Below are 13152 nucleotides of genomic sequence, written 5' to 3'. Positions count from 1 at the left end.
TCACCCACCATTTTGACCTATACGCCAAAGAGCTTGTCATACCTCATAGTGACCCTTCTCCTCTCCGGGTCACTCGGTATGTCCATGGAGGCCAAGGCCCAGAAGAGTAGTGAGGTCACGGTAAGTGGTACCGTTATTGACGGGACCATCGATGAGCCATTCATTGGCGTGACTATCCAAGCGATAGGTACTACACTTGGCACGACCACCGACCTCAATGGGCACTTCACCATCAAGGTTCCGGATCAGGTAACCCTTTCATTCTCCTTTATTGGGTACAAGCCCAAGCAGGTAAAGGTGAATGGAGCCACAAGTGATCTGAAGGTTGTGCTGCAGGAGGACACTCAGGCACTAGAAGAGCTTGTAGTCATCGGATATGGATCCTCCCGCAAGGAGGACCTCTCCACCTCGATCTCCACCATGAATATTGACGAGAGCCTAAAGTCTCGCCCGGCAAATTTGGCTAATATGCTTCAGGGTCGTATGCCCGGTGTCACCATCCAGAACAATGGTGGTAACCCTATGAAAGGTGCGGAGCTCAATATCCGAGGCAAAGGGTCTCGCGGTGGGGATCAGGTACTCTATGTCGTGGATGGCGTACCGGGTGCACCCTTCAACATTGAGGATGTAGAGAACATTACTGTCCTGAAGGACGCCTCCTCGGCAGCCATCTATGGTGCCTCTGTAGGATCCGGCGGTGTGATCGTGGTCACCACTAAGAAGGCCAAGGAGGGCAACCTGCATGTGGATATCAACAGTTCCTATAGCTTTGACCAGATCACCAAGAAACCTCAGGTAACCACAGCAGGTCAGTATATCAAGGTGTGGAATAAGGTCGTAGAGAATGGCGATGCAGCTGCTCTGCCCGCAGTGGCTAACGTCAGCCTGTACCCATATGGGATGATTGATCGCACCAATTGGATGGATGAGATCTTCCGCCTCGGCTCCATGAAGCATGTGGCCGCCTCAATCAGCGGTGGTAGCGAGAGGCTTAGTGCTCTATTCTCAGTATCGTATGATCGCCACGATGGTATCCTGAAGAATACGTGGTCAGATGGCTTTGGAGCACGACTCAATGCAGACTTCACAGTGAATAAGTGGCTGAAGCTCTCTCAGAGTCTCCACTTCACTCACGATAATGGTCAGGGAGGTAATATCAACGACTATGGTCACGAGGGAATCCTCGCTGACGCAACCTTCTACCCCACAGCTGCCACCATCTATGAGATGGACGAGAATGGAAAAGAAATTCTCGATGCAAAGGGAAATAAGGTGTGGGGTGGTACCATCCCGGCATACTACGCTAAGCAGGGAATATCAGGCTATGGTATGATCAATAACCCGGTAGCCTCTCTATTCCGACTCCACGAGAATCAGCCGGCATCAACCCTCTTCTCCACCACTTCACTGAATATCAAGCCCCTATACGGACTAGATATCATCAGTCGTCTCTCTCTCGGTGAGGACTGGGGTCGCTATGAGGGCTTCACACCGGCTGTCAGAGAGGTCGGAGGCCGTGGCTCGCAGAACTCCCGCTCTATCTACAACTCCCTACACAATAGGTGGATATGGGAGACCACTGCAACCTATGCACGGGTCTTTGGGGACGACCACCACATCAGCGCGATGGCGGGGTACACTATGCAGTATGACAACTGGCGTGACAATTGGGTCGAGGGGACGGAGCTGCCCAGTGAGGATCTCAATAAGATCATCCTCTCCAATGCCACCAAGATCCCAGTCAAGCCGACTGAGGGCATCGTAGAGGAGTCTATGATCTCCGGCTTTGGTCGCATTGCTTACTCCTATGCCGACAGATACTTCTTTACTGCCTCCGTGCGTAACGACCTTTCCTCCAAGCTGGACCCATCCCACCGCTCGGCAGTCTTCCCTGCCGTCTCCGGATCGTGGAAGATCTCCAGTGAGGACTTTATGAAGGATATGGACGCCATCAATCTCCTTAAGATCCGCGCCAGCTGGGGTCAGGTAGGAAGCGTGGCAACCGTAAATCCATACGCCTACAATGTCTCTATGGCACAAGCACGCCAGACTGTATTTGGCATAGACAACCATACAGTAACCGGTTATTACCAAAGGGGTATCTCTAATACGGACCTCAGATGGGAGACCACGGAGTCATGGGGAGTGGGACTTGATTTGGGTCTCTTTGACAGACTCTCACTCACGGTAGACTACTTTCACAAGCTCACTAAGGACCTCATCGAGCGAGTACCGATCGTCTCCACGATGGGTGTCGAGGAAGAGCCTCTGGGTAATGTAGGTTCCGTCTTGAATAAGGGCTGGGAGTTTCAGCTTAATTACAATGATCGCTCGGGGGACTTCACATGGGGCGGATTTGCCAATATGAGTATCATCAACTCAGAGGTACTCGACCTCGGCAGTCGTGACTACATCCAGGACAACCTGGTCGTCAATGGTATGTCACCCATCCGCTCCAAGGTGGGTCTGCCATGGCAATCCTTCTATCTACAGGAGGCTGACGGAATCTTTAAGAGCAACGAAGAGGTGGCAGCCTATACCCACAAGGATCCTGAGACCGGTGCTGTATCTCCCATACAGCCCAATGCCAAGGCGGGAGACATCAAGTTTGTGGATCAGAATAATGATGGAGTCATCAATACGAAGGACTATAAGTACTTCGGCTCCTATATGCCCAAGTTCACCTTCTCATTTGGAGCCAACTTCGGCTGGAATGGAGTGGACCTCTCCATAGACTTCCAGGGGATCCAGGGCAATCAGATCTACAACGCCTACAAGCAGATGACTCTCACGGGTCGCGGAGTGGAGGGCAATATGAACGCCCTCGTGATGAAGTCCTTCGACTTTGACCCCAACTCCGGCATCCCGAGGATAGGTGTGGCAAAGGATGAGAATGGCAACTACTCGAGTGCCAACAGCTACTTCCTCGAGGACGGCAGCTACCTGAGACTAAAGAATGTGACCCTCGGCTACACGCTTCCCAAGGTCTGGATGGAGGCTATATCTATGCCCAGGGCAACGGTACGCTTTTATCTCAATGGATCCAACCTCATTACCTTTACCAAGTATAGTGGCATTGATCCCGAGGTAGGAAGATATGGAGTGGATGCCGGACGCTATCCACTGTCTCGCACTTTTTCCTTGGGACTTAATCTCAGTCTCTGATTATAATGGATCGAATAAGAACGAATACGACTATGACACCCAATACAAAAAGCATACTCTCCGGACTCTGCGCCGGGCTGATACTTATCGGCAGCGGATCGCTCATTACCTCGTGTGCTGATAGCGACTTCCTCAATCACGAGCCTTATGCCAACGGAGACACAAATAAGGACTTCTACAAGGATCCAAACAACCTCCGTCTCGCAGTAGATGCACTCAATCGCTTCACGAGCGAGGAAGGAACGACAGGTCGTGGCTACATGTGGATGGAGAACGCATCTGACAACTGCATCACCGGTCGTAATCAAGCCGAAGCAGCTCAGATCAAGAACTTCACTATGGACGCCAATAATGGTCGTGACTGGAATGAGAACTGGGATCGTATGTATCAGGTGATCAGCTCAGCCAACGAGCTGATCAAGGCTGTAGACAATCTCCATGTAGATGGAGAGCTAAGAGACTACGTCCTTGGCAACGCCTACTTCTATCGTGGAATGGCCTATCTCTGGCTGGCTCCCTGGCACGGCGATGATGGTCCCAATGGAGGGATCCCCATCATTACTGACAAGACACCGGTATCAGAAATGGACTCCGAGCGACCCAAGAGTGTCCTTGAGAATTACGATCTGATCATCTCGGATATGGATCAGGCCGCTGCACACCTACCTCTCTTCTCCCAGCAATCTGATGACCAATACGGGCGTCCGTGGAAGGCAGCAGCATGGGGCCTTGCCGCCCGAGCAGCGCTATATGCATCCCAATTCGATGCGAAGTATTACGACAAAGTGATAGAGTACTGCGATAAGATCATCAACCTCTCAGGATCCGATAAGCGGTCTCTGTACCCAGACTTCTCTACACTCTTCACTGCCAAGAATAACTTCTCGTCCGAGTACATCTTCTCATTCCTCGGATCAGCTACAGCAAAAGCCGGACCGAAGTGGCATGGCATGAGTTTCCAGAACGGAGGCTTCGGAAGGTTCAACACATGGGGATACTTCTGCCCTACGGCTGAGCTCTACAATGCCTTCGAGGAAGGTGATATGCGTCGCCAAGCGTCTTTTGCAGGGCCAGGTGACAGAGTAGTATTTATGGATCTGGACTTTAAGCTTGGAGTGCCCACGATCTCCAAGGATAAGCAAGGAAAGGAAATCAGAACCATTGATAAAAAACTCCTGCCGTCCACCCCTGCAAATATTCTGCTCACGAAGTGGATCAGTCCCTATAGGACAGCTGACAATGCAGGTAAGGAGTTCTTCAACAATGGTGACTTTATGTGTACTACTCTCGGAATGGTAGTTCTGAGATATGCTGACATCCTGCTTATGAAAGCAGAAGCTCTGATCTGGACGAAGGGAGAGGGGAATGCTGAGGCAGTCTCTATCCTCAATCAGATACGTACACGTGCAGGGCTGTCGGCTAACTCTCAAGGGACTAAGTCGGAGCTCAAGCAAGAGCGTCGCTGTGAGCTGGCATTTGAGTTCCTGACCCCGAGATGGCTTGATCTGATGCGCTGGGGTGACTTTGATCTCTTAGAGCAACCCCTGCATGGATTTGATCTCAATTACTATGGTATGACTTACGACCCTGCAACGGGCAAGGGTGAGAGGAAGCTGATCGAGGTCTGGCCGGCACGTAAGTTTAATCCTGCAGTGAATAAAGTCTTCCCGATCCCGCAGTCCGCTATTGACGGCTCTAAGCACCTGAAGCAAAATGTTGGCTACTAATCGAGCAGGACGGATCGCTATAGCACTCTTTCTTGCCCTGACTGCCCAATGGCTGTCGTGGACAACAGATGCGCAGACGATACGTGTCATGACCTATAATGTCAAGTCATTCGAGGGGGCTGTTGAGACTACTCTCGGTCACAAGTATGTGATGAAGCCATTCTTTGATGCCTTTGACAAAGTATCGCCCGACATCTGCGTGATTAACGAGCTTGAGGTCTACACGGATGCTCTTGGCGATCGTAACCCACTGGCGGAGCTTGCGGGGCATTTGGGAATGCACTACTACTTCTGTAAGTCTTACGACCGCTCGGAGCTCAATAGAGGTGCAGGACTCTATGGGAATGGAATCCTTTCTCGCTATCCGATCATCCGGATGGACTGCCGTAGGTTGTCAATGCCTACGGGATCGTCTGATCCTCGGAGTGTTTTCTGGGCTGATCTCCTTCTGCCTAATGGGAAGGTGATCCGTGTAGTAGGTACCCACCTGGACCATACAGGAGGGCAAGTGGAGCAGCTTTCTGAAATTCTCAAGAGAAGCGAGGTCTTTGAGACAAATCGCCCCATAATTATGATGGGCGACTTCAATACTGACCCCGGCACGGTTAGTTACGCGCTCGGTCTCTTTGGGAATAAGCTCACTATCACAGCAAACCATTGGGTGGACTACATACTCACCACACCCGATATCAAGTGTGGATCCCCAAAGGTTGATCCCTTTCGCATCAATCACGAGGGTGCCAGCTATGATATATCCGATCACGCCTCCGTATATATGGACCTTACATTATGATAAGAGTTGATAGAATGCTTGGATGTAGTAAGGCTGCCCTGATTGCTTGCTGCCTGCTGTTTCTAAGCAGCTGTGGGGGACAAAAGCCCTCACCAAGTCCCCAGCCGGAGCCTAAAATTCCTGACACGAATAAGGAGACAAAAACTCCGGAGTGGAACAAGGATCGTACCCTATCCCTCTTGGTTGTTACCAACAAGGATGGCGAAACTCTGGGGAGCTCTCAGTCAGACTACGAAGCTGTGTGCAGAAAATTAGTTTCTCTCCCAAGAGAAAAAGTATCTGCCTATATGCTTATGGGCGTTAGCCCATACAGCAAGGATGGACGAGTTTTTTTTCCTAACGCGGTGATTTCGGATGCAGTTAAGTGCTTCCCGATATTTAACCCAAGCTCCCTAAAGAGCGGAAATCTCCTCTTAGCTAAGGACTGGACTCAAAAGTTTGAAGGGACATCCCTATCCGGATCCGGTTGTTTCCTGACGACCGCCGGGCTGAAGCTTATGGCAACCGGGGAAAAGCAACTCAGCTATGACGTAAACCTCGGTCTCGTCACACTGAAGGAGAGTGGAGATCCGGACGCTCTCAACAAACGACTTTTGACGGAAACTAAATTTCCCTCCTCGATCTTCCTACTTGGATCAGGAAGCAAGTCAATGATTAGTCAGATCAAAGAGATAAAGGGGTATGAGAAGAAGATGGTAAACCTCTCTGACAACGGAGACGTGGCCCTCTTTATTATGGCCCCTAAGTCTTATCTGCTAAGGTCAAGTGAGAAGCTTTTTGACCTCCAAGAGGGAAAGGTCGTAGGTCTGCGTCTGCAAGTGGAAGCTGCTGTGGATCGATGAGTCTAAAGTCAGCCTAACCTTTTTATTTTTCAGCCGCCTAGCCGAGAGTTAGATCAGCTCTCTCTCTACTAGGCGGCTGTATGGTATTTCTATATTTACCAATGAGAAATGCAATCATTTTGCCCCAAGTGAAGGGCAGCCTGACTCCTACCCTCCTCACACTACTGCTGACCTTAGGTATGGTCGGAGGCTGTGGGAGGGCGACGGAGACGAGACTGATCGACCTTGCGATCGTGGGGACGCATGATGCCGCAGCCTTTAACGCCTCACCTCAGCTTCGGTGCCAAGACCTGACGCTGGAGGAGCAGCTGGAGGTCGGTGTCCGTGCCTTTGACCTCCGGCTCGTCGACCGATACGATGGGTCCGGATGTCTGGATCTGTATCATGGCGAGGAGTCGCTTGGGCTTGAGTTCACCAAGGAGGTTCTGCCTCTATTCACCCAATTTCTCACCGCCCATCCGGACGAATTCGTTATCTTGTCACTCCGTAAGGAGGATGATGAGCGCCACTCGCAGGAGGAAATGAAGGCATACATCCAATCTCTTCAGCGTGCGCTGGAGAGGCCCGAAGTAGCTCGGCTCCTCTACAGAGGACAGCTTACTCGAGAGACCAAGGTCTCGGAAGTGCGCGGCAAACTACTCATCCTGCTCCGCACAAGGATTGATGAGGATGTCTGCTTGCCCTACTTTGATGGATTTCAGGACGACACCACCTTTGTGGCACGCTTAGTCAACCCCTGTGGCGGTACATTAGATCTATTGGTTGAGGATGAGTATATCGTCAGCGACACCTTTGATATGAGTGACAAGAAAGTTGCTCTTACCGAAGTCCTAGACTATGCTGAGGTGATGCCCGACCACTGGCTGATCGCCTACCTCAGCGGGACTGGTAATGCGACTCCTGAGGAGGTGGCGGAGGAGATCAATCCTTACGCCTATCGTCTTCTCCAAGAGAGGAAGTCACTTCCCGGAGGGATCTACTTTGTGGACTTCGCAGGGATGCCCGAGGCTCTGGCGATCATGACGTTATGTAAGAAAAAGAACTCCAAGATATGAAGATGAAACTATCCATACAGCTCGGACTACTCCTCACTCTCCCACTACTCTACTCTTGTGGGAAGGGTGCGAAAGAAGAACTGATCACCCCTGATCCGGACAAGCTCTACGAGTTGGTCGATCCCTTCATTGGGACCGGGTTTCACGGTCATACGTTCCCCGGAGCTACTGCTCCGATGGGAATGGTGCAACTAAGTCCGGAGACTCGCTGGGAGGGCTGGGATGCCTGCGCAGGCTATCACTACGATGACGACTCGCTCTACGGCTTTGCCCACACCCATCTCTCCGGGACCGGATGCAGTGACCTTGGAGATGTGATCTTCCTCCCCACAATCGACAGCGAGCGCTACACTGAGCACATTGACGAGGAGCGGTTACCTAAGGTGGGATTTAGCCACGACCGCGAAGAGGCACATGCAGGCTACTACAGCGTGGAGCTTGAGAACGGCATCAAGGCTGAGCTCACTGCCAGCTCCCTTATGGGCGTCCATCGCTACACTTACCCAAAGGGAGCAGAGGAAGCATCTCTCCTGATCGACTTAGTCAATATCAAAGGGGACGAGATCGTGGAGAGCGGACTGGAGCTAACCTCAGAGAGTACACTGAGGGGCTACACGATCACCAATGGATGGGTGCCTAGGCAGCACGTCTACTTTGCCGCCCACCTGAGCCGTCCGATACGAGAAGCCAAGCTTTTCCTTAATGGAGAAGTGGTTGATGGACAAATCGCGAAGGGCGACTCCTTACGGGGCATACTATCTCTGGATGCCGGTGCTGAAGGCATAGTGGAGATCTTTGTCGGGCTCTCACAGACCTCTATGCAGGCTGCTGAGGCTAATCTCAACGCTGAGCTTTCAACGCGTGGCACGACTTTCAACCAAGTCCAAGCCGATACAGAGAAGCAGTGGAGTGCTCTTCTCTCTAAAGTCAAGGTGAAAGAGGGGAAAAAGGAGGATCTCACCTGCCTCTACACCGCCCTTTATCACTCCCTCGTCGCTCCCAATAGGATAAGTGATGCCGACGGAAGCTATCGGGGTATGGACGATGAGATCCACCGGGCATCCGGCATGAGCTACTCTACCCTATCGCTCTGGGACACCTTCCGTGCGGAGCACCCCCTCCTTACCCTGCTCTACCCGGAGGTAGTACCGGATCTCTGCCGATCTATGATGCAGATGTACCGTGAGGGAGGAGAGCTACCCATCTGGCCGCTCTATAGTGGTGAGACTCGCACTATGATCGGCTACCATGCCGTCTCCGTACTGGCTGATGCCTACCTCAGCGGACAGCTTGGCAATCTTGATCCGTTGGAGGTGCTTAAGGCGATGATCAAATCCTCTAACATCAATAAGAAAGGCTCCGATGCCTACTCCCGACTGGGATTCATTCCCGCCAATACGCACAACGAGTCCGTCTCCTGCACTCTCGAGTATGCGTACGATGACTGGTGCATAGCTCGAATGGCGGAGGCACTCGGGGAGACAGAGATTGCGGACACCTACTACCAGCGAGCTCAGAATTACACCCACCTCTTTGACGGCAGCACCAAGTTCTTCCGCGGACGACATGAGGACGGATCGTGGGGAGCCGACTTTGACCCCTACGAGGTAAGCAAAGACTACACCGAGGCCAATGGCTGGCAGTATCGCTTTGCTCCTATGCACGATGTGGAGGGAATGATCGCTCTCCATGGTGGAGCTGGCGGGATGCTCGATGCCCTCGACAATCTCTTTAGCGATACCACACCGGCAGGAGACCTCCAGGACATCACAGGGCTCATCGGGCAGTATGCTCACGGCAATGAGCCGAGCCATCATCTTTCCTTCCTTTACAATTACCTCGGTCGTCCCTCCCGTACACAAGAGCTGACGCGTCAGATCCTGGATGAATTGTACGACGACACCCCGGAGGGTATTAGCGGCAATGAGGACTGCGGTCAGATGTCCGCTTGGTATCTCTTCACCGCCCTCGGTCTCTATCCGGTGACACCGGTGAGTGGAGAGCTCCAGATCACCACCCCTCGCTTCCGAGAGGTGACTCTGACGCTCCCGAAAGGCAAGCTCACCATTACCACCGACAAGGATCCAGCAGAGTATCCTTATGTCCGCTTCATCAGCCTAAATGGGAAGGAGCTTCACCGCCTCTTCGTCACCATCAAGGAGCTCACTGAGGGTGGCACACTCGCCTTCACACTCTCCGACAAACCTGTGGATGACTTCGTGGTAGAGGAGAGGCCCTACAGTATGACCCGCAAGGACTTCGTGTCTCCCGTCTACAGCTCGGATGACATCACGCTCTTCCACGACCAAGTGAGCGTAAGCTTAGCCTCAGCAACCCCGAGAGCGACAATCTACTACACGATCGATGAGGGGGAGAAAAAGGAGTATACCGGTACGCCCATCACCTTCACTCGCAGCGCAACCCTCCGAGCTTATGCCGAGAAAGACGGACTGGACCCGTCTCCCACGACCACACTCATCGTCACGAAGGCAGAGTACGCCCAAGCGCAAGATGTTTCCTCCGTTGCCGATGGTGCCGATTGGACGCTCCACGCCGGGGCGGTCGAGAGTACGGATCAGATCGCCTCGCTCCCCATCATCGGGCGCGGCGTCTGCGAGCAGCCCTCGATCGAGATGCGAGACAGGGAGGACCTTTTTGCGCTTACTTTCACAGGATTTATCCAGGTGCCGGAGACCGATGTCTACGAGTTTCGGCTCACTTCCGATGATGGATCCGTCCTACGGATACACGACCGACCGATTGTCCTCAATGACGGCTCGCACGCCTTCGTCTCAGCAACCGGCAAGGTTGCACTCAGTCGCGGACTCCACCCCTTCACCCTACTCTACTGGCAAGGTGCCGAGGGCAAGGGTCTTCGCTTAGAGTACCGTCGACGCGGTCAGACAGACTACACCACACCCACCCTCAAGCACAAATAATCCATGAAAGCTACAGCCAAACACCTCCTCATAAGCCTTCTGCTCTTAGGCCTCTCTGCTTCGGCACAGGAGCCGAGCCGTCAGACTGTCACTCTACCCTCCACCTACGAGACCGTAACTGTTCGCCCAGTGGGAGGGACGAAGGTACGTAACGTCGTCCTGATGATCGGCGATGGTATGAGCCTAGCCCACATTGCTGCCCTCCGTACTGTCAATAAGGGACACATCAATCTCTCTAACGCTCAGGCCACCGGACTGGTCATCACCACAGCACTCGACAAGCTCGTGACCGACTCCGCCGCAGCCGCCACTGCGATGAGTACAGGGCACAAGGCTCGCTACCACACCCTCGCTGTGGATAGTCTCGATAGCCCCTACGCCACCATCATTGATCACGCCCACAGTGCCGGTCTCGGTACCGGAGTGATCAGCACCTGCCGTCTCTACGATGCCACCCCGGCTGCCTTCCTCGCCCACAGCGCTGAGCGAGAGGCACCCTATGAGATCATCGGGCAATTCCCCGGTAGCAATTGTGACCTCATCATGGGCGGAGGCGCAAAGGTCTTTGCCGACAGACCTGATGGGCGCAATATCTTCCACGAGATGGAGGAGAAAGGGTATCGCGTCACCCGAAGCCTCAAGGACTTCTCCGCAGGCGAGAAGAGTCCGTCCGGACGCGAACTCTGTGTCTATGCTGAGAAGGACGTACCTGTACCACTGGAGCGAGGCGAACTGCTCTCTGAGGCCTCACGCCTTGCCCTTGATCACTTGGCGAAGCATACGCCGGAGGGTTTCTTCCTGATGATTGAGGGATCCCAGCTGGACGACTACGGACACACCAACGATCTCGACCTACTGATGCAGGAGACGGCAGACTTTGACCGAGCCATAGGGACAGTCATGAAGTGGGCGGAGGACGACGGCGAGACGCTCGTCATCGTCACGGCTGACCACGAGACCGGAGGACTTACGATCCTCGGCGGAGACGAGGAGAAGGGCGAAGTAGAGGGAAACTTCTCCACCGGGGGGCATAGTGGCGTGCTGGTACCGATATACCTCTACGGTCCGTCAGCAGACCACTTCACCGGCATATACCACAATACCGAGATTTACCATAAAGTTATGCACCTACTCGGACTCTCCGAGCGATGCACTCAAGAGACCATCAAGCCATGAAGCGACTACTTATACCCATCGCCCTACTCCTCCTGAGCCTAAGCACCCTATCGGCACAAGATCAGCGTGGAGTGCTACGCTTTAGAGCCGACAGCACGTTTCGGATCGCTCAGTTTACCGATCTTCACATCGACCCCACTTCCGCCAATACCCCACGCACCTACGAGGTCCTTCGGGAGTTGATCCGCTCAGAGCAACCGGACCTGGTCCTGCTGACCGGTGATGTCATCACGGAGCGACCTGCGGTAGAGGGCTGGAGGTCTCTCGCTCGATTCTTTGAGGAGGAGAGGCAGCCCTACGGCGTTCTCCTTGGCAACCACGACGCAGAGGTACTATCCAAGGACTCCATCTATGATCTCCTCGAGGGGACTCCCTATTGCGTCAGCCTCAGGGGACCGGAGGGCATTGAGGGGAAGGGCAATCAAGAGATCCGCATAGAGAGCTCCACCGGAGGAGAGATCGCCGCCCTGCTCTACCTCTTGGACTCGGGACAGTACTACAGAGACCAGTTCATCAGCCACTACGACCACATCCACTTCGATCAGATCGACTGGCTTAGGAAAACTCACACCCGAACCCTTGACGAGAGTGGCCGGGAGAGCATTCCATCGATGATCTTCTTCCACATACCCATACCGGAGTTCGAGACGCTGAAAGATCAAGGGAAAGGGCATATCAGCGAAGGCATCTCCACCTCCGCGCTCAATAGCGGACTCTTCAGCACACTACTGGACTTAGGTGGCGTAATGGGTGTCTTCTGTGGACACGACCATGACAATGACGCGCTGTCTATCCGAGACGGCATCACCCTCGGCTATGGCCGGGTGAGTGGACTGGACGCCTATGGTGACCTTCCGAGAGGTGGACGTCTGATCGTCCTACATGAGGGAGAGCAGCGCTTTGACAGCTGGATAGCCACCCCGGAGGGTGGTCGAGAAGCCACCTTCTACTACCCCTCCGGCTTTGACTCCGAGGAGGAGGACTCAGCTCACTATCTGCCGGCAGTATCTCTCGATGCAGAGACACACGGGGTAAGGTTCCGCTACTATACCGGGACGATCAAGCAGACTGATCAGATCACCACCGCCACACTTGTCAAGGAGGGGATCCTGCCCTACCCCTCAATTGAGGGGGCAGATCATGAGGACCACTTTGGCTACATCTTCGAGTCTCTCATCCGCATACCCGAGCGTGGGCTCTACCGCTTCTATACCTACTCAGATGATGGCTCCGTGCTCTACATCGATGGAGCTAAGGTGGTAGATAATGACGGAGGTCACAGCGCTCGCCTACGTGAGGGAGTGGTCGCTCTGGAGGCAGGTCTGCATCGGCTGAGAATTGACTACTTCGAGGACTATATGGGACAGACACTCGAGATTGGGCTGACAGGAAAGAGTCTACCACGGCAGCCCATCCCTGAGAGTATGCTCTTCCTTGAGCCAGCAGATAAGTAAT

Annotated in this window: 8 protein-coding genes; all 8 read left to right on the top strand. The window is 53.5% G+C overall.

Annotated features, from left to right (window positions below):
* Positions 1-3165, top strand: a 3165-nt coding sequence (locus tag HMPREF2890_RS07595; protein WP_371325792.1) for a SusC/RagA family TonB-linked outer membrane protein, incomplete at its 5' end; no start/stop codon positions are given.
* A gap of 32 nt (positions 3166-3197) precedes the next feature.
* Entirely contained in the window at positions 3198-4892 is a 1695-nt protein-coding gene (locus tag HMPREF2890_RS07590; protein ID WP_083289890.1) for a RagB/SusD family nutrient uptake outer membrane protein, read from the top strand.
* Positions 4879-5685, top strand: coding sequence for an endonuclease/exonuclease/phosphatase family protein (locus HMPREF2890_RS07585; RefSeq protein WP_083289889.1), 807 nt, complete (start codon positions 4879-4881; stop codon positions 5683-5685). The genes HMPREF2890_RS07590 and HMPREF2890_RS07585 overlap by 14 nt, the downstream gene beginning before the upstream one ends.
* A complete protein-coding gene (locus tag HMPREF2890_RS07580) occupies positions 5682-6527 on the top strand; it encodes a hypothetical protein (protein ID WP_148130720.1) in 846 nt (281 codons plus the stop codon). The genes HMPREF2890_RS07585 and HMPREF2890_RS07580 overlap by 4 nt, the downstream gene beginning before the upstream one ends.
* Positions 6528-6628: 101 nt before the next feature.
* Positions 6629-7582: a phosphatidylinositol-specific phospholipase C domain-containing protein gene (locus tag HMPREF2890_RS07575; protein WP_148130719.1), complete on the top strand. Its 954-nt coding sequence runs from the start codon at positions 6629-6631 to the stop codon at positions 7580-7582.
* Positions 7579-10521 (top strand): GH92 family glycosyl hydrolase, encoded by a 2943-nt coding sequence (locus tag HMPREF2890_RS07570; protein WP_083289888.1) that lies wholly within the window; start codon positions 7579-7581, stop codon positions 10519-10521. Before HMPREF2890_RS07575 ends, HMPREF2890_RS07570 begins: the two co-directional genes overlap by 4 nt.
* Before the next feature lie 3 nt (positions 10522-10524).
* Positions 10525-11697 (top strand): alkaline phosphatase, encoded by a 1173-nt coding sequence (locus tag HMPREF2890_RS07565; RefSeq protein WP_070467229.1) that lies wholly within the window; start codon positions 10525-10527, stop codon positions 11695-11697.
* Complete coding sequence (locus HMPREF2890_RS07560) at positions 11694-13151, top strand: PA14 domain-containing metallophosphoesterase (RefSeq protein WP_070467227.1); 1458 nt, start codon at positions 11694-11696, stop codon at positions 13149-13151. The genes HMPREF2890_RS07565 and HMPREF2890_RS07560 overlap by 4 nt, the downstream gene beginning before the upstream one ends.
* Position 13152 lies beyond the last annotated feature (1 nt).

It is taken from the genome of Porphyromonas sp. HMSC065F10 (assembly GCF_001808555.1).
Taxonomy (GTDB): domain Bacteria; phylum Bacteroidota; class Bacteroidia; order Bacteroidales; family Porphyromonadaceae; genus Porphyromonas_A.
Note: the sequence above shows the minus strand (reverse complement) of the source record. Positions and strands in the feature narration are given on the sequence as shown.

Coding starts and splice junctions, on each gene's coding strand:
- HMPREF2890_RS07590 (WP_083289890.1), top strand. CDS start 3,198: ATGACACCCAATACAAAAAGCATACTCTCCGGACTCTGCGCCGGGCTG.
- HMPREF2890_RS07585 (WP_083289889.1), top strand. CDS start 4,879: ATGTTGGCTACTAATCGAGCAGGACGGATCGCTATAGCACTCTTTCTT.
- HMPREF2890_RS07580 (WP_148130720.1), top strand. CDS start 5,682: ATGATAAGAGTTGATAGAATGCTTGGATGTAGTAAGGCTGCCCTGATT.
- HMPREF2890_RS07575 (WP_148130719.1), top strand. CDS start 6,629: ATGAGAAATGCAATCATTTTGCCCCAAGTGAAGGGCAGCCTGACTCCT.
- HMPREF2890_RS07570 (WP_083289888.1), top strand. CDS start 7,579: ATGAAGATGAAACTATCCATACAGCTCGGACTACTCCTCACTCTCCCA.
- HMPREF2890_RS07565 (WP_070467229.1), top strand. CDS start 10,525: ATGAAAGCTACAGCCAAACACCTCCTCATAAGCCTTCTGCTCTTAGGC.
- HMPREF2890_RS07560 (WP_070467227.1), top strand. CDS start 11,694: ATGAAGCGACTACTTATACCCATCGCCCTACTCCTCCTGAGCCTAAGC.